Consider the following 18,656-nt stretch of genomic DNA (forward strand, 5'->3'; position numbering starts at 1 on the left):
ATCAGTTCGTCGGGATGCGGTAGGCGCCGATATGGCCCTCGACATCTTCGACGTATACGGTGTCACCCACCACGACGGGCTGGGCACGAATGGCTTTGCTGGACAGGCGCTCGCGGGCTACGATCTTGCCGTTGCTGCCGTCGATCCAGTGGATGTGGCCGTCGAGATCGCCGACCACCGCGTACTTGCCCTGCGCCGCAGGACCGGTGAGCCAGCGGTACTTCAGGTCACCCTGCTTCCAGATATTGGCGCCGGTCGACTTGTCGAAAGCGAACACCTGGGACTCGTCGTCCACGCCGTAGACGGCGTTTTCGTGCACGTCCAGCGAGGTGAAGGTCGAGAAGCCGTGGTTCCACAGCGGGCGACCGCTGGGGCCGTCGATCGCGGTCAGCTGACCGTGATATGCCGCACCGTAGAGGGTGGCACCGTCGAGGACGAGCGCGCCATCGGCGTCGCTCAGGCGATCGATTTCGGTACGGCCTTCGCCGGTGGCGAGGGTCTGCTCCCAGAGCTTCTCGCCGTTGTCGAGACGGATGGCGGTGAGCTTGCCGGCGTCGGTGCCCATGAACACGACGCCGTTGGCGACGAGCAGGCGGCCGTTGCCACGCAGGCTGAGCAGCGGCACCACGGCCTGGTCGTAGGCCCAGCGACGTTCGCCGGTGGTGGTGTCGATGCCATAGACGCGACCGTCGTTGCAGCGAACCACGACGAGGTCGCCGACGATGACCGGCGCAGTGATGACTTCCGAGGAAACCTCGGCAGCCCAGCGACGCTCGCCGTCCTTCGCGTTGATGCCGTACAGATGGCCGTCGAGCGTGCCGATGGCGACCAGGTCACCCGCGGCGCCCGGGCCACCCGAGAAACGGGCGTCTTCGCGCTTGTCATCGCCCCAGCCGAACCAGCCGTGCTGGCGGATGCTCTTGGACCACAGCTTCTTGCCGGTCGAGGCTTCGAAAGCCGCGATCTTTCCGTCGGTGCTGGCGGCGTAGACAACGCCGTCGACAACCGCAGGACGCATGCGTACGCCGGACTCCGCCGCACCGTCACCGATGCTGGACTTCCACAGGCGCTGGACCTTGACGGTCGGCTCGAACTTCTTGTCGAGCGGGGTCGGCGGTTCGACGTTTTCCTTCTTGAACGAATGGCAGCCGGCCAGAACGACCAGCGACGAAGTCAACGCGATTGCCCAAAAACGTTTCATGCACCCTGCTTCCCGGCCACTGCCAGATCATCGAGCTTCGTTTGAACCACACCGCGCTGCGGTGCGCTGTCGCCCATCGCGGCGATCGCCGCCTGATAGGCTTTGCGTGCGTCGTCGTGGCGTCCAAGCTTGACCAGCGCATCGCCACGGAGTTCCTGTGCGATCGCAGCGAACGACTTGCCTTGCATGGCGTCGAGCGTCGCGATGGCTTCTTCTGCCTTGCCCTGGGCGAACTTCAGCTGCGCCATGCGCAGATCGACCAGGGATTTGAGCGTTTCGTCCTTGGCATGGGCTTTGGCCCATTCCAGGTCACCACCGACCTTGTCCAGCTGACCGGCGACCAGATTGCGCTGGGCACGTTCGCTGGCGGCAAATACCGACCAGGCGGTGTCCGGGTAGTCCTTCAACAGACCCTCGGTGCGCACGTCGATCTCGGTGGCTTTGTTCTGGGCAACGGCCAGCTGCAACGCCGTGTAATCGCTGGCGGCGGCCTGCTCATGACCGGCGCGATGGGACTTCCACTGCTGCCAGCCGAAGATCAGCACCAGGCCAAGCACGATGCCGACGAGGATGGACACGCCATTCTTGCGAAGCCATTGCTGGACTCGCTCGCCCTGCTCGTAATCGTCGTATACGTCGAAAGACATGCAATCACCCACTGCGCTCCGCGCAGCCAAACTTTGGAGGGAACGAGCCCACACCGGCCATCAGCGATGGAGTGGCATGGATCAATAGGTAAGGATAACCGAAAGCGCGGGCCGGCGGGCCCGCGCGAACACGCTACGGTCGCGGAAACCGGTCAGTACGAGACCGGCGCCGCCTTGCCGTCGTGGATATCGACGCGGAAGCGAGCCACGTTGGCACGACGGAAGGTGTCGATCTCCACCGGCTGGCCGTCGATCGTGGCCTGGGCGCCCGCGGCGTTGCCGATGCGGACGTCGAGGGTCTTGTCGCTGCGGTAGGACTTCTGCGTGCCGGCCGGCAGGATGCCGTATTCGAGACGCGAACCATCCGAGGCAGTGACCTCGACCCAGCTCGCCGAAGGCAGGCTGAGCGTGAGGCCGTGCGCGCCTACGCCATTATTGGCGGGGTCCGCTGCGGAGGGCGGAGCCGTGGCAGTCACCAGGGGTGACTTGGCGGCGCTGTGATCAAGCGGCGGGAACATGGCCATCGAGGCGAGCAGCGGCTGCTGATCCTCGGCGCGCGGCTCGGCCACCGGAGCCGGTTTGCTTTCCGTCGTGGTGGCAACGAGGCCGCTCGACGAAGCCGGCGAAGGCGCGTCCTGCTGGGCCACCGGCGCGGCATCCAACGGTGCGAGACGGGCCATGTCGCGGTCGAGCGTGCCGCGCACGCCCAACCAGACCATCGGAACCACGATGACCGCCGTGAGCACGACATAGGTCGCCGCGGTCACGTAGCGCTCGAGCAGGTAGCGCGAGTGCGAAACGCCACCGGTGACCACGAGATCGGGCTGGCGGGGCGTCATGCGGGCGAGCTCGACCTGGATGGCCTCCTCGTCGACGCCGACGTAACGGCCGTATTTGGTCAGGTAACCGGCCAGGTAGACCTGGTAATCGATACCACCGTATTCACCGGCTTCGAGCTGGCGAATCAGGCGTGTCGGCAGGCGCAATGCCTGGCCGCAGGCCTCGACGGTGTAGCCACGCGCCTCACGGGCCGCGCGCAGGCGCGACCCGAAGCCCGGGTCCGCGACGTGATCGATGAGCACGCGGCTGGCCTCGTTGGCGTTTGCCTCGGTCTGCGGGTCCATGGCTTCCTCCCTGGGTGCATGTGGCTCGATGCCTGCGAACAAGTCCTGCTCGCGACCGTCCTGACCCGATGAATTCGAATTCGAAGATACTGGAGTCATTGACGTGCGGTGGCTTCGAGTGCACGCGCGGGTTCCGAATCCGGGAACTTTTCGCGCAAGCGTTTGGCGTAGTCCTGGGCGGCCTCCCCGTCGCCCAGACGGAGCTCGATATCGTGACCGAGCTTCAAAGCGGTCGGACTCGGCTGACCCTGCGCCTCTAAGCGCTGCAGGAAAGCACGAGCCCTGAAAGCATCGTTCTTAAGGTACAACACGTTCGCCATCTGATACAGAGCATCGGGGTTGTTGGGATTACGGTCCAGCGCCTTCCGGAAGTAAACCTCGGCGCCATCGTAATCCTTCGAACCCAGCAGGCAGGTGCCGGCATTGGTCATGGCGAGGTCCGGGGTCTCATAGAACGGGTCGGCCAGCGCCCGATCGAAGTAAACCCGGGATTCCCCCGCCCGACCCTGCTTGCACAGAAATACCGCCAGATTGTTGTTGAGCGAACCCTTCTTCGGGTCCAGCTCCACCGCCCTGCGGTAATTCAGTTCGGCATTGACCGGATCGTTGATCTTTTCATAAAGCACGCCGAGCACGGTGCGGGCCGGCGCGTAGTTCGGGTCGAACTGGATGGCCTGCTGCAGTTTCTCCATGGCGCCCTTGAGGTCGCCCTGCTGCATGTAACGCTGCCCGAGTTCGGTGTGAACCTCGGCCCCCTTGGCCCTTTCGTCGGCGGCCGTCGTGGGTTTCAGCCCCGACTCCCCGCCCACACAGCCTGCGCACGCAAACGCGAGCGCAGCCACCATCCCCCACCGCTCAAGCCGCATTCACCACTCCCTCTTCGAGTTTCTTGCGGAATTCCGCCTGACGGCGGGTGCGATCCACGACCTGCCCCTTCAGCTGGCCACACGCGGCGTCGATGTCGTCACCGCGCGTGCGACGCAGCATGGTGAGAACGCCGGCGTTGAGCAACTGGGTCTGGAAGTTGCGGATCTCGTCCGGACCCGAACGTTCGAAACGCGTCCCCGGGAACGGATTGAACGGAATCAGGTTGACCTTGTTCACACCCGGCAGTCGACGCATGAACTTGATCAGCTGACGCGCATGCTCGGGCTTGTCGTTCACGCCCTTCATGAGCGTGTACTCGAAGGTGATCGTCGTGCGCGGCGCGCGGTTGATGTAGCGCTCGCACGCGGCGGCCAGTTCGGCCAGCGGGTAACGCTTGTTGAGCGGGACCAGCTCGGTACGCAGCTCGTCGTTGGCTGCATGCAGCGACACTGCGAGGGAGACATCGCTCTCGACCGAGAGTTTGTCGATCATCGGCACGAGGCCGGCCGTGGACAGCGTGACGCGCTTGCCGGCCAGGCCGAAGCCCAGGTCGTCGCGCATCAGGCTCATGGCCTTGACCACGTTGTCGAAGTTCAGCAGCGGCTCGCCCATGCCCATCATCACGACATTGGTGATACGGCGCTGCTGGTGCGGCACGTTGCCGAGATGTTTGGCCGCGACCCATACCTGGCCGATGATCTCGGCAGTGGAAAGGTTGCGGGAAAAACCCTGGGTTGCCGTGGAACAGAACTGGCAGTTCAGGGCGCAGCCGACCTGCGACGACACGCAAAGCGTGCCGCGGGTCGGCTCCGGGATGTAAACGGTTTCGATGGCGTTGCCGCCATCCATGCCGAGCAGCCACTTCTGCGTGCCGTCGACCGCGGTCTTCTCGAACGCGGTCTTCGGTGGGCCGACGTAGCAGCTGGCACTGAGCTTTTCACGCAACGCCTTGCCGACATCGGTCATGTTCTCGAAATCGCTTTCGAGACGGTGGTAGATCCACTTCATGACCTGCTCGGCGCGATACGGCTTCTCGCCGAGCTCCGCGAAGAAATCGCGCAGCCCCTTGCGATCGAAATCGAGCAGGTTGACCTTGTCAGCAGGGGTGTTCACGGCGTTACTCAGTGCGAAACGACGTCCGAGTCGTTGAAGAAGAACTTGATCTCGATGGCGGCGTTCTCTGCCGAATCCGAACCGTGGACGGCGTTGGCGTCGATCGAATCGGCGAAGTCGGCGCGGATCGTGCCCGCAGCGGCTTCCTTCGGATTGGTGGCACCCATGAGGTCGCGGTTCTTCAGAACAGCGCCTTCGCCTTCGAGAGCCTGGATCATCACCGGGCCGGAGATCATGAAGGCAACGAGGTCGTTGAAGAAACCACGTTCCTTATGAACGGCATAGAAGCCCTCGGCCTCTTCCTTGGTCAGCTGCTTCATCCTGGCGGCGACGACCTTGAGGCCGGCCTTCTCGAAGCGGGAGAGGATTTCACCGATGACGTTCTTCTTGACGGCGTCGGGCTTGATGATCGAAAGGGTGCGCTCCAGCGCCATACGGATGCTCCGGGGAAATGGGAAAAGAAAAAATAGTATGCCAGCGCCTCTGGGGACGCCTGGTGAAAGTCTGGGGCTAAAGCCGTCGCGAATGACGGACTTAGCTCACGAAATCTTGACAGATTCTAGCTCAATCGCAAGCCGTTTGCAGCGATGTGCGGTTGCCGGATTGACCGGCCGGCGGGCGCGGGCGTATTCTCAAACGATCGTTTGATTCTTACCTCCCGCCTCCGGAGTCCGCCGATATGACGAGCGCACCGTACGCGTCCCGCGAACGCAGCACCAAGGAGCGGATCCTTGGCGCGGCCGAGGCCCTTTTTGCCACCCACGGCTTTGCCGGGGCCTCGCTGCGCCAGGTCACGGCGGCCGCCCGGGTCAACCTGGCCGCGGTGAATTACCACTTCGGCTCCAAGGATAAGCTCATCGAGGAGGTGTTCCGTCGCCGCCTGGACGAGCTGAACACCCGTCGCCTGGCCGCGCTGGCCAAGGTCGCAGGCCAGGAAGACACCTCCCTGGAGGATGTCCTGGACGCTTATATCCGGCCCGCGCTGGACCTCTCCCGCAACGACGGCGGCGGGGCCGCCTTCGTCCGTGTCCTGGCCCGGGCCTACGCCGAGCACAACGAGACCCTGCGCAAGTTCCTGTCGGAGAACTATGGCCACGTATTGCGTCAGTTCGCCGGCGAGTTCGCCCGGCTGCTGCCCGGGCTGGCCAAGGAAGAGATCTACTGGCGGCTGGACATCGTCACCGGCGCCCTGACCTACGCCATGGCCGACTTCGGCGTGATCCAGCGCAAGAATGACGTCGACGAGCGCGACCACCGCGAAACCGCCGCCGAGCACCTGATTCGCTTCGCCGCCGCCGGCCTGCGCAACCCTTCCGTTTCGACCTCCACGGCCACTCGCTGACCGCGGACGATCCTTTGCACCCCGGAGATCACCATGACCGCAACACCGTTACGCATTCGCAAGGCCGCGGTACTCGGCGCCGGCGTCATGGGCGCGCAGATTGCCGCGCACCTGACGAACGCCAACGTGGAAACCGTGCTGTTCGACCTTCCCTCGAAGGAAGGCCCGAAGAGTGGTATCGCCCTCAAGGCCATCGCCAACCTGGCCAAGCTCTCGCCGGCACCGCTGGCCGAGAAGGGCCTGGCCGCGGCGATCATCCCGGCCAACTACGAGGATGATCTTGCCCTGCTGGCCGATGTGGACCTGGTGATCGAAGCGATCGCCGAGCGGATGGACTGGAAGCTCGACCTCTACCAGAAGATCGCACCGCACGTGTCCGCGACCGCCGTCCTGGCCAGCAATACCTCGGGCCTGTCGATCAACGGCCTGGCCGAGGCATTGCCGGAAGAGATGCGCCACCGCTTCACCGGCGTGCATTTCTTCAACCCGCCGCGCTACATGCACCTGGTCGAGCTGATCCCGACCCGCCTCACCGAAAAGGGCGTGCTGGAAGGCCTCGAAGCTTTCCTGACGACCACGCTCGGCAAGGGCGTCGTGTATGCCAAGGACACCCCGAACTTCATCGGTAACCGCATCGGCGTGTTCTCGATGCTCTCCACCATGCACCACACCGAAAAGTTCGGCCTCGGCTTCGACACCGCCGACGCGCTGACCGGTCCGGCCATTGGCCGCCCGAAGAGCGCCACCTACCGCACGGCGGACGTGGTTGGCCTGGACACCCTCGCGCACGTGGTCAAGACCATGGGCGACACCCTGCCCGACGACCCGTGGCACACGTACTTCCAGCCGCCGGTGTGGCTGAAGGGCCTGATCGACAAGGGTGCGTTGGGCCAGAAGACCGGCGCCGGCTTCTACCGCAAGGCCGGCAAGGACATCGTGGTGCTCGACCTGCAGAAGCAGGATTACCGCGTGTCCGAGCAGAAGGCCTCGGACGAAGTCAGCGCCATCCTCGCCATCAAGGACCCTGCCGAGAAGTTCGCGAAGCTGCGCGCCTCGTCGGATCCGCAGGCGCAGTTCCTCTGGGCGGTTTTCCGCGACCTCTTCCACTACACCGCCTATCACCTGGCCGATATTGCCGAGACGGCGCGTGATGTCGACTTCGCCATCCGCTGGGGTTACGGCTGGAAGCTCGGTCCGTTCGAACTGTGGCAAGCAGCCGGCTGGCAGCAGATCGCCGGTTGGATCGCCGAGGACATCGCCGCCGGCAAGACCATGAGCAGCGCACCCCTGCCCGCCTGGGTCACCGACGGCCGCACCGGCGTCCACGGCAAGGCCGGTTCGTACTCGGCCAGCGCCAACGCCGAGAAACCGCGTTCAACGCATCCGGTCTATAAGCGCCAGGCCTTCCCGGATCCGATCCTCGGCGAGAAGTTCGACCAGGGCACCACGGTCTGGGAGAACGATGGCGTGCGCCTGTGGACCAGCGGTGACGGCATCGGCGTGATCTCGTTCAAGACCAAGATGCACACGGTGAACGACCACGTGCTCGACGGTATCCAGCACGCGATCGGCCTTGCCGAACAGCAGTTCCGCGGTGTCGTGCTCTGGCAGCCGTCCGAGCCGTTCTCGGCCGGTGCGGACCTGAAGGGCGCGCTGGGCCTGCTGCAGGCCGGCAAGCTGGCGGAGTTCGAAGCCATGGTGGCGAACTTCCAGGCCACCAGCATGCGTATCAAGTATTCGCTGGTACCGGTCGTGGCCGCGGTGCGCGGTCTCGCCCTCGGCGGTGGCTGCGAGTTCCAGATGCACTCGGCACGCACGGTCGCGGCACTGGAAAGCTATATCGGCCTGGTCGAGGCCGGCGTGGGCCTGCTGCCGGCCGGTGGTGGCCTGAAGGAATTCGCCGTGCGCGCATGGCAGGCAAATCCGGAAGACCCGTTCGAATACCTGAAGAAGATCTTCGAGACCGTGGCGATGGCGAAAGTCTCGACCAGTGCGATCGAAGCGAAGTCCCTGGGTCTGCTGCGCAAGGACGACATCATCGTCTTCAATACCTACGAAGTGCTGCATGTCGCCAAGGCCCAGGCAATTGCTTTGGCTGAGTCCGGTTATCGCCCGCCGATGCCGGCGCGCGCCATCACGGCCGCCGGCGATACCTCCACGGCGACGTTCAAGGCCTCGCTGGCGAACATGGCCGAGGGTTACTTCGCCTCGCCGCATGACATCGACATCGCCAGCCGCATCGCCGACACCCTCTCGGGCGGCCGGATCGAGCGCGGTTCACCGGTGGACGAAACCTGGCTGCTCGCGCTCGAGCGTCGCCACTTCGTCGACCTGGCGCAGACCGAAAAGACCCAGGCCCGTATCGCGCACACGATGACGACGGGGAAGCCGCTGCGTAACTGACGCGCCACGCGCTCTTACGCAACCGACCTTCCCACTTAAAGGAACCACCCCATGAGCAAGCAAGTGCAAGACGCCTACATCGTCGCCGCCACCCGTACCCCGGTGGGCAAGGCGCCGCGCGGCGTGTTCCGCAACACCCGTCCGGACGACCTGCTCGCGCACGTCATCCGTGCCGTGATCGAACAGGCCCCGGGCATCGACCCGGCCCTGATCACCGACGCCGTCATCGGCTGTGCCATGCCGGAAGCCGAGCAAGGCATGAACGTGGCGCGCATCGGCGTGTTGCTGGCCGGCCTGCCCGAGCAAGTGCCCGGCGTCACCATCAACCGCTTCTGCTCGTCCGGCGTACAGGCCATCGCCATGGCCGCCGACCGCATCCGCCTGGGTGAGGCCGACCTCATGCTCGCCGGCGGTACCGAGTCGATGAGCATGGTGCCGATGATGGGCCACAAGATCGCCATGAATCCGGCGATCTTCGAGAACGACGAGAACCGTGCCATCGCCTTCGGCATGGGCATCACCGCCGAGAAGGTCGCCGAGCGCTGGAAGGTCAGCCGCGAGGACCAGGACCGCTTCGCCCTGCAGTCGCACGAGCGTGCCTTCGCGGCCATCGCCGCCGGCGAGTTCAAGGACGAAATTACGCCGTTCCAGCTCGACGACCGATATCCGGACCTGCTCAATCACAGCATCCGCGAAGACCGCCGCATCATCGACACCGATGAAGGCCCGCGCAAGGACACCACGTTCGAGGTGCTGAGCAAGCTGCGCCCGGTGTTCCGCAACGGCCAGTTCGGTGGTTCGGTCACCGCCGGTAATTCCTCGCAGATGTCCGACGGCGCCGGCGCCCTGCTGATCGCCAGCGAAAAGGCGATCAAGGATTACGGCCTGACCCCGCTGGCACGCTTCGTCGGCTTTTCGGTGGCCGGCGTCGCGCCCGACATCATGGGCATCGGTCCGAAGGAAGCGATTCCCAAGGCACTCAGGCAGACCGGCATCACCCAGGACCAGCTGGACTGGATCGAGCTCAACGAAGCCTTCGCCGCGCAGGCGCTGGCGGTCATTCGCGATCTCGGCCTCGACCCGTCCAAGGTGAACCCGCTCGGCGGCGCCATCGCACTCGGCCACCCGCTCGGCGCCACCGGCGCCATCCGCGCCGCCACGCTGATCCACGGCCTGCGCCGTCGCAAACAGAAGTACGGCATGGTGACCATGTGCATCGGCACCGGCATGGGCGCCGCAGGCATCTTCGAAGCGCTGTAAGGTTGGATGAAACGGGCCCCGGGTGACACCGGGGCCTTTTTTGGGGCTCGACGTAGCGGCCCAGAGCCTTCGGTGACGTCGCGGCGCAGAGCCTTCGGTGACGTCGCGGCGCAGAGCCTTCGGTGACGTCGCGGCGCAGAGCCTTCGGTGACGTCGCGGCGCAGAGCCTTCGGTGCCCACCCTCGCTGCTCAGACAGTCCTCCGCGCTCGGTGCGGAAGACCGCTTCGCGGCCCATGTCTTATGTGGCCTGCGGCCGCTCACTTGTGCGGAACTCGCCTCGAGGGTGGGCACCGAAGGCTCTCCCGAGCCCTGAGGTTCGCGTGGGTCGAGCCAAAGCCGCGCGACAGCATCGTCCGCAGGCACGGCGGCACAGGAGCGAGGAAGGTGTTCGGCGACCGGGGGCCAGCCACCGCTTCCGCTTCGCCCCGGTGTTCCGGAAGCGGCCGGGGCCGACGACGGCACCACGCCACGGCTCTCCTCCCACTCAACCGTATCGTCGTGAGAGACCTTGGTGTCCACCCTCGAGGCGAGTTCCGCACAAGTGAGCGGCCGTAGGCTAAATAGATACATGGGCCGCGAAGCGGGCTTCCGCACCGAACGCGGAGGACTGTCTGAGCAGCGAGGGTGGGCACCAAGGTCTCCCCCGCGAGACGCCCAAGTGTAGAGGGCGACGGCGAAGCCGAGCCGCCCCGCGACGCCGAAGGCGAGCCGTGTGCGAGGTGCGAAAGAGCCCCTTTTCACCTGCCCTGGCATATTCTTCAGCCCATGCACGGCATCCACACCATCGACACCGGCTTTGGTCGCCCGACGTTCGACGCCGCCTACCTCGTCGTCGAACGCGGCCGCGGTGCCTTCATCGACAGCGGCACCACGCATTCACTGCCGCGCTTCCTCGACGCGATCAAGGCAGCCGACCTCGAGCCGAAAGACATCGACTGGGTCATCCTCACGCACGTGCACCTGGACCACGCCGGCGGCGCGGGTCAGCTGATGAAGCAGTTGCCCTATGCCAGGCTCGCCGTGCATCCGCGTGGCGCGAGGCACATGATCGATCCCTCCGCGCTGATCGCCGGCGCAGCCGGGGTCTATGGCGAAGAGGAAGTCCAGCGCAGCTATGGCGAGATAGCCGCGGTGCCAGCCGGGCGTGTCGTCGAGGCGGACGACGGCTTCGTCGTCGACCTCGCTGGACGCGCCCTGCTCTGCCTCGATACCCCGGGCCACGCCCGCCATCACATCGCGATCCACGATGACCGTTCCAACGCGTTCTTTACCGGTGACATCTTCGGCCTTTCATACCGCGAGCTCGATTCGCCCGGCGGGGCTTTCATCATTCCCACCACGTCACCGGTGCAGTTCGAACCGGATGCGGCACATCATTCGATCGACCGCATGCTCGGCTACGAGCCCGAGGCGATGTACCTCACGCACTATGGCCGCGTGACCGAGGTGGAACGCCTTGCAGGGGATCTCCACGAGACGATCGACGCCATGGTGGCCATCGCGAAGCGACACGCCGCGGCCGCCGACCGTGAGCAACGTATCGAGGCCGACTTCGCCGACCTTTACGTGGACCGCGCGCAGCGTCAAGGCGTGACGCTGCCAAGGGACGACATTGTCACGTTGCTGAAGATCGACATCCGCCTGAATGCCCAGGGCATCGTGGTCTGGCTGGATCGGGCCCCTCGCTGAGACCCCGCGACCAACGCAAGCCTCAACCTTCCAACCGCGACTTGAACCAGTCGGACAGTTCCGCCTTCCAGTACGCCCCCTGCGCAGCCAGATACCCGAACGGCCGGTGCACCGGATCCAGCCCGAAGCCCGAATAGGCCTCCATTGTCGAATCTCCGCCGGCGATCGCATCCGCCAGAGCCTCGCCCGCTGCGCAGGTCGGGGCCAGGCCATGGCCGCCGAAAGCCTGGGCGTACCACAAGCCATTTCCATGCGTTCCGACCTGGGGCATTTCGTGGCGCGCGTAACTCATTAACCCGGACCATGCCTGCGCGATCCGGACGCCCCTGAGCGAAGGAAAGACACGTTCGAGGTCGCGCTTGAGCAGACGGGTCACCGCGGCCGGCGAGCGATCGCGGATCGAAATCCGGCCACCCCACAGCAAGCGGGTGTCCTGCAGGGGGCGGTAGTAGTCGAAGGCGAAACGCGTGTCGTAGACCGCCGCACGCGTGCGCAGGCAGGCCGCGAGGCGGTCACCCAGCGGCTCGGTCACCATCACGTACGTAGCGATAGGTAGCACGGCGCGATCGATGCGCCGATCCAGACCGGCGAGATAGCCACCACAGGCGAGGACCACCTGCGAGGTTTCGACCTCGGCGTCCCCCACCCGCAGGATCCAGCGCGGACCGTGACGCTCCAGCATGCGTACGCGCGAGCCTTCATGGATCGAAACACCTACCGCCTCGGCTGCGCGCGCCAGGCCGCGCGCATAGGCCAGTGGGTCGATGTGCAAGGCGTTGCGTTCATAGAGACCGTCGTGGTAGCGCTCGCTGTTTACGAATTCGTGCATCGCGTCGGCAGGAATCCACTGCCAGTCGGCGCCGTAGCGTTCAGCCAACAGACGTTGCCGCGAACGAAGCACCTCCGCGTCGCGGAACCAGTTGGCCCAGACGACGCCGGCATCGACCATGTCGCAATCGATCGACAAGGCCGTAATGCGCTCGCGAATCAGGTTCACCGCATCGACGGTGCGGCCATAGAGCGCCCTGGCCCGCTCCGCTCCGGCCCGCGCCAGCAACGCCTTCTCGCCGAGCGAATAGCCGGCGAAGACGAAACCACCATTGCGCCCGGATGCACCGAAACCCACGGCGTTCGATTCGAGCAGAACGATGTCGCGCACGCCTCGCGCAGCGAGCCCCAGCGCGGTGTTCAGCCCGGCAAAACCGCCGCCCACGATCACGACCGAGGCTTCGCGCCGGCCTTCCGGCGGGGGGCGAAGCGGCGGCAGGGGAACGCGATCGTGGTACCACGACAGCATGGGGGGCGGGGTCCTTGGGCAGGGAGCGCAGAGTTTTGCACATCCGCTGATGCAGGAGCCGGCTATGCCGGCGATGGCCTCAACAGCTAAACCGCTCCGTTGGCTTTTCGCCGCTGAAGCGGCTCCCACATGTGTTGGTTGGCGATGAATCGGCTCCTGCACAGGTAAGATGTGCGAACGTCTTGACGGTGCCCTGCCATGAGCCTGCTTCCCCCTATCGACCTGAAACGCTGGATCGACGAGAACCGTGCGCTGCTCAAGCCACCGGTGGGAAACAAGTGCATTGTCGACGGCGATTTCATCATCATGATCGTCGGCGGTCCGAACGCGCGCACCGACTATCACTACGATGAAGGCCCCGAGTTCTTCTATCAGCTCGAAGGCGAGATGGTGCTCAAGGTGCAGGACGACGGCGTGGCACGGGATATCCCGATACGCGCTGGCGAGATCTTCTACCTGCCCGCACGCACACCGCATTCGCCCCAGCGCATGCCCGACTCGATCGGGCTGGTGGTCGAGCGCCGTCGCATCGCTGGCGAGCGCGACGGGCTGCTGTGGTTCTGCGAAAACTGCAACCACAAGCTCTACGAGGAATACTTCGTCCTCGACAGCATCGAATCGGACTTTCCGCCGGTTTTCGAAAAATTCTACCGCTCCCTGGAAGCACGCACCTGCAAGCAGTGCGGCACGGTGCACCCGGTGCCAGCAAAGTACGCCGACTAATGTCGCGCTCTATGTAGGAGTGATGCCGCAACGCCTATCGCCGATGAATCGGCTCCCACATGACTTGCATGGCCAGCCACTTGGTGGCCATCCGGCGAAGCGACTGATCCGCCGCCGGATCGGCCGCCAGTTCCGCGACGGGACGCCATGCAAGGTCCAGTGATTCTTCGTTCACCGTGAACACCTCACTGCCGCGCGCGACGACGACGTAGCGCACGTCGTAATGCCAGTGTTCCGGTTCGTCTCGACGCGCCGGAATCACGTGCAGGTCCATGTCGAAGATCTCAGGCAGCACCTCGAGATCGACCAGCCCGGACTCCTCCTGCGCTTCGCGGAGGGCGACGTTCGGCAGTTCTGCGTCGCCGTCGGCATGGCCGCCCAGCTGTAGCCAGCGCTGCAGCTTGCGATGGTGCATCAGCAGGACGCGCTCGCCATCGGCGCTCACCAGCCACGCGGAGCCGGTGAAATGCCCGGCCTGCGTTTCGCGATGAAACGGACGCGGCTCGCCGCGCAGCCAGTCGTTGAACCGGGCCACGTCCGGCTCGCCGGGAAAGCGACTCGCATAGCCTGCGAATGCCTGGGACAGGGTCAGGTATGGATGGTCCATGGCGAGGGCTCGGATGACAGGCGCGGAATTCTCGCACGTCTTTTTCAGACAAGTCCGATGTTGGTCGCTGGCATCACCTGTCTAGGATGGTCTCCCGCGCACATGAAGTGCGTTGGTCATCCGCAGCACTGGCTGCAAATCGCAAGGAAAAGCGCATGTCGCCCCATCGTCTTCTCGCCGCCGCCCTGGTCGCCGGCATCGTGCCCGCCGCCGCCCTGGCCGCACCGGATCATACTGAAGCCAACTTCACCGGCCCCCTCGTCACACCGGCGGTCAATACGCTTCCCGCCAACTCGGTCAATGTCGAGCCGTACCTCATTCACACCAATAGCCGTGGCTGGTATGACGGCGACGGCAACCGCCATGCCGAGAAGCCGACGATTCGCCAATGGCAGGTTGCGGTCCCCATCATCTATGGCCTCACCGACAACATCTCGGTGCAGGTCACGCTCAACGCGGCGCGAACCTCGGTCGGTGGCAGTCATAGCGATGGCCTGCGCATGGGTGATTCCGCCGTACGCGTGCAGACACGTCTAAAGGCCCCCGAGGCTGACGGCACCGGGCTCGTGCTTGCCGCATCGCTGGCGCAGCGCCTGCCTACCGGCAAGTACCACCACCTCGATACCAATGCCCTGAACGGCGTGGGTGACGGCGCCAGACGCACCACGCTCGCCCTCGGCGCCCAGGAGCTCCATTGGCTAAACAACGGCCATGCGCTGCGCTGGCGTGGCCAGCTGGCATGGAGTCCGGCGCCCGGTCGCGTACGCCTTCGCGGCCCCAGTGTCTACAACACCCCCGCTGGCTTTTACGGCTACGCACGGCCCGGTGAAACCTGGAGCGCCTCGCTGGCCGCCGAGTACGTGCTTGACTCCCGCTGGGTACTGGTCGGTGAAGGCATCTGGAATCGCGCAAGCGGCGCCCGTGTCGATGGAACGGCAGGCGGCCACGGGAAATACGCCTATTACCCGGCCCATGCCTTCAGCCTCGCGCCCGCCGTGGAATACCACTTCAGCCCCAGGGTCGGTCTGATCGCCGGCGTCCAGTTCAGCGTCGGCGGCCGTAACGCCACCGATTATGTTGCACCGCAAGTCGCACTGAACATGGTCTTCTGACCATCGTGGTTTGCCCGAGCACAACCGCCGCAAGTCATGGTCGACATCCGCAACTCCTGTATGTAATGCGTTGGCGTGCCTCGCATTGCAACTTGTACGCCCTTGCCCCGCTGGGCTATGGTGCCGTGCCAGCGCTTCAGGGCAGCTGCGTGTCCACCGTAACTCACGCGGCGGTCCCAATAATAAAAGGCAACATTCCGGCAGTAGGGGAGACACATGTTGAAACACCTGTTCGCGACGCATCCGATCGAGGCCGCGCCGCACGTAGACGCTGGTGAGCACATTGAAACCGGCGCACATGCAAACAATGGCGAGCTCAAGCGGGTACTCACCGCGAAGCATCTGGTTCTTCTCGGCGTCGGCGCCGTCATCGGCGCAGGTATCTTCGTCATCACCGGCCAGGCCGCCGCGCTTCATGCCGGCCCTGCCCTGGTCATCAGCTTCCTCATCGCCGGTTTCGCCTGCGCCCTTGCAGGCCTGTGCTACGCCGAATTCGCGGCCATGCTTCCGGTTTCCGGCAGCGCCTACTCCTATTCCTATGCCACGCTCGGCGAGTATGTCGCCTGGTTCGTCGGCTGGAACCTCGTCCTTGAATACCTCTTCGCCGCTGCCACCGTAGCCGCGGGCTGGTCGGGGTACTTCAACGAGATGCTGGGGATGGTCGGCCATCTGGTCGGCACCAACCTCGAGCTGCCCACGCAGCTTGCCTCGGCGCCGTTCCAGTTCGTCGAGGGCCACATCCAGGCCACCGGCACGCTGATCAACCTGCCGGCCGTGGTCATCATCGCCGCGCTGTCGGGCCTGTGCTACGTCGGCATCACGCAGTCCGCCTTCGTCAACTCGATCATCGTGACGATCAAGGTCACGGTCATCCTGCTGTTCCTTGCCTTCGCCATCCAGGTGATCAACCCGGCCAACTGGCATCCGTTCATTCCGGCATCTGAAGGCCCGGGCGCGTTCGGCTGGGGCGGCATCTTCCGCGCCGCGACCATCGTGTTCTTCTCGTATGTCGGCTTCGACGCGGTATCGACCGCCGCCGGTGAAGCGAAGAACCCGCAGCGCGACATGCCCATCGGCATCCTTGGCTCGCTGGCCGTCTGCACCGTGCTGTACATCGCCGTGGCGCTCGTCCTTACCGGTATCGCCCCGTTCCGCATGCTCAACACGCCTGAGCCGGTCGCTACCGCGCTTGGCCTGTACCCGCAACTGTCGTGGCTGAAGGCGCTGGTCATCCTCGGTGCGATCACCGGCCTGTCCTCGGTCATCCTCGTGATGCTCATGGGCCTGCCGCGCATTTTCTTCTCGATGGCGAAAGACGGCCTGCTCCCGAACACCATGGCCAAGGTGCATCCGAAGTTCCGCACGCCTTACATCGGCACGATCATCGTCGGTGTCGCCGCAGCTGCCATGGCCGGCCTGTTCCCGGTCAGCGTGCTCGGTGAGCTGGTCTCGATGGGCACCCTGCTCGCGTTCGCCACTGTCTGCATCGGTGTGCTGATCCTGCGTTACACCCGTCCGGACCTGAAGCGCAGCTTCCGCGTGCCGTTCGTGTGGCCGATCACCATCATCGGCGCGGTCTCCTGCGTCTACCTTTTCTGGCAGGCCTTCGAAGAGCATTGGCGCCTGATGCTCGGCTGGATCGTCATCGGCCAGCTGATCTACTTCCTGTACGGCTACGGGCACAGCAAGCTGCGCAAGTCGCTCGGCTGATAGAAACGAACCGGGAAAGGCCGGCGGTCACCCGCCGGCCTTTCCTTTTGCGACTATTCTCTCCATGACACTTCTTTCCGGGCCGTCCATGCTCAAGCAGTTACTTGCCAAGAAAGCTCCCCAGGCCGAACCCGACGACGCGCACGGCCCCGCCCTGCGCCGCACCCTTGGCCCCTGGGGGCTCACCGCGCTCGGTATCGGCGCGGTTATCGGTGGTGGCATTTTCGTCATCACCGGCGTCGCAGCCGCTGACCACGCCGGCCCCGCGATCATCCTGTCGTTCATCCTCGCCGCGATCTGCAGCCTGTTCACGGCGCTGTGCTACGCCGAATTCGCCTCGATGATTCCGATCTCAGGCAGTGCTTATTCCTACGCCTACGCCACGCTCGGCGAAGGTGCGGCCTGGTTCATCGGCTGGAACCTGGTGCTCGAATACGGTGTCTCGGCATCCGCGGTCGCCGTCAGCTGGACCGGCTATTTCGTCAGTCTGCTCGACCACGTCGGCATCCATATTCCGCCCGCGCTGACCAACGCGCCGCTCGACTACGTCGACGGTCACCTGGTCGCCACCGGCGCTCTGTTCAACCTGCCCGCTGTCGGCATCACGCTCGCGCTTACCTGGCTCTGCTATGTCGGCATCAGGGAGTCCACCGGCATCAACATGGCCATGGTGGCGCTGAAGGTCGCACTGATCCTCATCGTGATCATCGTCGGTGCGCAGCATGTCGACACAGCCAACTGGCATCCGTTCATTCCGGAAAACCAGGGTGGTTTCAAGTACGGCTGGTCCGGCGTACTGCGCGGCGCCGCGCTGGTTTTCTTCGCTTACATCGGCTTCGAAGCGACCTCGACGGCAGCGCAGGAATCGAAAAATCCACAACGCGACATGCCCATCGGTACCCTCGCTTCCCTTGCTATCTGCACGGTGCTGTACATCGCCATGGCCGCGGTGCTGACGGGCCTGGTGCCGTTCGGCCAGCTCGGCACCGACGAGCCCGTGGTCACGGCGATACGCAGCCACCCTGAACTCGGCTGGCTGCGTGGCGTCGTCGAAGTCGGCGCGTTGATCGGCCTGTCGTCCGTCGTCCTGGTCATGATCATCGCGCAGCCGCGCATCTTCATGATCATGGGTCGTGACGGCCTGCTGCCGAAGGTGTTCACGACGATTCATCCGAAGTACCGCACGCCTCATCTCAATACCGTGATCACCGGCATCGGCATCGCGATCCTGGCTGCCGTGTTTCCACTCAACATCCTCGGCGATCTCGTATCGATGGGCACACTCGTCGCCTTCTGCGCGGTGTGCGGTGGCGTGCTGATCCTGCGCTTCACGGCGCCCGAACTGCCGCGCACTTTCCGCGTGCCGTGGGTGTGGTTCACATGCATCGCGGGCATCGTCAGCTGCATCGGCCTGCTGTGCTTCATGAACTGGTACAACTGGGCGTTGATGGGCGTCTGGACGGTCGTCGGAATGGCGCTTTACACGGCCTACGGTTACCGCCACAGCAAGCTCCGAAAAGCAGGCTGAACTCCCAACCGATGCCTCGTTAAAACCTCGCT

General features: G+C 64.7%; 16 protein-coding genes. 8 read left to right on the forward strand and 8 right to left on the reverse strand.

Going from position 1 to position 18,656, the window contains the following annotated elements; translation table 11 throughout:
• Position 1: 1 nt before the first annotated feature.
• From bamB to ndk, 6 genes are all read right to left on the reverse strand, one after another.
• Entirely contained in the window at positions 2–1,201 is a 1,200-nt protein-coding gene (gene bamB, locus C8J98_RS06020) for an outer membrane protein assembly factor BamB (protein WP_107911874.1), read from the reverse strand.
• Positions 1,198–1,848, reverse strand: coding sequence for a tetratricopeptide repeat protein (locus C8J98_RS06025; protein ID WP_107911876.1), 651 nt, complete (start codon positions 1,846–1,848; stop codon positions 1,198–1,200). Before C8J98_RS06025 ends, bamB begins: the two co-directional genes overlap by 4 nt.
• A 152-nt stretch (positions 1,849–2,000) precedes the next feature.
• Positions 2,001–2,972, reverse strand: a complete 972-nt coding sequence (locus tag C8J98_RS06030; RefSeq protein WP_107911877.1) for a helix-turn-helix domain-containing protein — start codon at positions 2,970–2,972, stop codon at positions 2,001–2,003.
• Between the two features lie 95 nt (positions 2,973–3,067).
• A complete protein-coding gene (gene pilW / locus C8J98_RS06035; RefSeq protein ID WP_107911879.1) occupies positions 3,068–3,838 on the reverse strand; it encodes a type IV pilus biogenesis/stability protein PilW in 771 nt (256 codons plus the stop codon).
• Positions 3,828–4,952, reverse strand: a complete 1,125-nt coding sequence (gene rlmN / locus C8J98_RS06040; RefSeq protein WP_233260127.1) for a 23S rRNA (adenine(2503)-C(2))-methyltransferase RlmN — start codon at positions 4,950–4,952, stop codon at positions 3,828–3,830. The genes pilW and rlmN overlap by 11 nt, the downstream gene beginning before the upstream one ends.
• 8 nt (positions 4,953–4,960) lie before the next feature.
• Entirely contained in the window at positions 4,961–5,386 is a 426-nt protein-coding gene (gene ndk, locus C8J98_RS06045; protein ID WP_107911883.1) for a nucleoside-diphosphate kinase, read from the reverse strand.
• Between the two features lie 245 nt (positions 5,387–5,631).
• On the opposite strand from ndk, the gene C8J98_RS06050 reads away from it, so the two are divergent.
• From C8J98_RS06050 to C8J98_RS06065, 4 genes are all read left to right on the forward strand, one after another.
• Positions 5,632–6,294, forward strand: a complete 663-nt coding sequence (locus C8J98_RS06050) for a TetR/AcrR family transcriptional regulator (RefSeq protein ID WP_107911885.1) — start codon at positions 5,632–5,634, stop codon at positions 6,292–6,294.
• Between the two features lie 33 nt (positions 6,295–6,327).
• The gene (locus C8J98_RS06055; RefSeq protein WP_199229826.1) at positions 6,328–8,697 is read left to right on the forward strand and encodes a 3-hydroxyacyl-CoA dehydrogenase/enoyl-CoA hydratase family protein; all 2,370 of its coding nucleotides are present in this window, start codon (positions 6,328–6,330) and stop codon (positions 8,695–8,697) included.
• Positions 8,698–8,748: 51 nt separating this feature from the next.
• The gene (locus C8J98_RS06060) at positions 8,749–9,957 is read left to right on the forward strand and encodes an acetyl-CoA C-acyltransferase (RefSeq protein ID WP_107911888.1); all 1,209 of its coding nucleotides are present in this window, start codon (positions 8,749–8,751) and stop codon (positions 9,955–9,957) included.
• Between the two features lie 766 nt (positions 9,958–10,723).
• Positions 10,724–11,647, forward strand: coding sequence for an MBL fold metallo-hydrolase (locus C8J98_RS06065; RefSeq protein ID WP_107911890.1), 924 nt, complete (start codon positions 10,724–10,726; stop codon positions 11,645–11,647).
• 22 nt (positions 11,648–11,669) lie between these two features.
• On the opposite strand, the gene C8J98_RS06070 is transcribed toward C8J98_RS06065, so the two are convergent.
• Complete coding sequence (locus tag C8J98_RS06070) at positions 11,670–12,944, reverse strand: FAD-binding oxidoreductase (protein WP_107911892.1); 1,275 nt, start codon at positions 12,942–12,944, stop codon at positions 11,670–11,672.
• 198 nt (positions 12,945–13,142) lie between these two features.
• On the opposite strand from C8J98_RS06070, the gene C8J98_RS06075 reads away from it, so the two are divergent.
• Complete coding sequence (locus tag C8J98_RS06075) at positions 13,143–13,667, forward strand: 3-hydroxyanthranilate 3,4-dioxygenase (RefSeq protein WP_107911894.1); 525 nt, start codon at positions 13,143–13,145, stop codon at positions 13,665–13,667.
• Between the two features lie 34 nt (positions 13,668–13,701).
• Here C8J98_RS06075 and C8J98_RS06080 read toward each other — a convergent pair whose 3' ends face one another.
• Complete coding sequence (locus C8J98_RS06080; RefSeq protein ID WP_107911895.1) at positions 13,702–14,274, reverse strand: NUDIX hydrolase; 573 nt, start codon at positions 14,272–14,274, stop codon at positions 13,702–13,704.
• Between the two features lie 155 nt (positions 14,275–14,429).
• On the opposite strand from C8J98_RS06080, the gene C8J98_RS06085 reads away from it, so the two are divergent.
• The 3 genes from C8J98_RS06085 to C8J98_RS06095 all read left to right on the forward strand — a co-directional run bounded on the left by C8J98_RS06085 (position 14,430) and on the right by C8J98_RS06095 (position 18,624).
• Positions 14,430–15,386, forward strand: coding sequence for a hypothetical protein (locus C8J98_RS06085; RefSeq protein WP_107911897.1), 957 nt, complete (start codon positions 14,430–14,432; stop codon positions 15,384–15,386).
• A gap of 216 nt (positions 15,387–15,602) precedes the next feature.
• A complete protein-coding gene (locus tag C8J98_RS06090) occupies positions 15,603–17,096 on the forward strand; it encodes an amino acid permease (RefSeq protein ID WP_107911899.1) in 1,494 nt (497 codons plus the stop codon).
• An 88-nt stretch (positions 17,097–17,184) separates the two neighbouring features.
• Positions 17,185–18,624 (forward strand): amino acid permease, encoded by a 1,440-nt coding sequence (locus tag C8J98_RS06095; RefSeq protein ID WP_107911901.1) that lies wholly within the window; start codon positions 17,185–17,187, stop codon positions 18,622–18,624.
• The last annotated feature ends 32 nt before the right edge of the window (positions 18,625–18,656 follow it).

It is taken from the genome of Luteibacter sp. OK325 (assembly GCF_003050935.1).
Taxonomy (GTDB): Bacteria; Pseudomonadota; Gammaproteobacteria; order Xanthomonadales; family Rhodanobacteraceae; genus Luteibacter.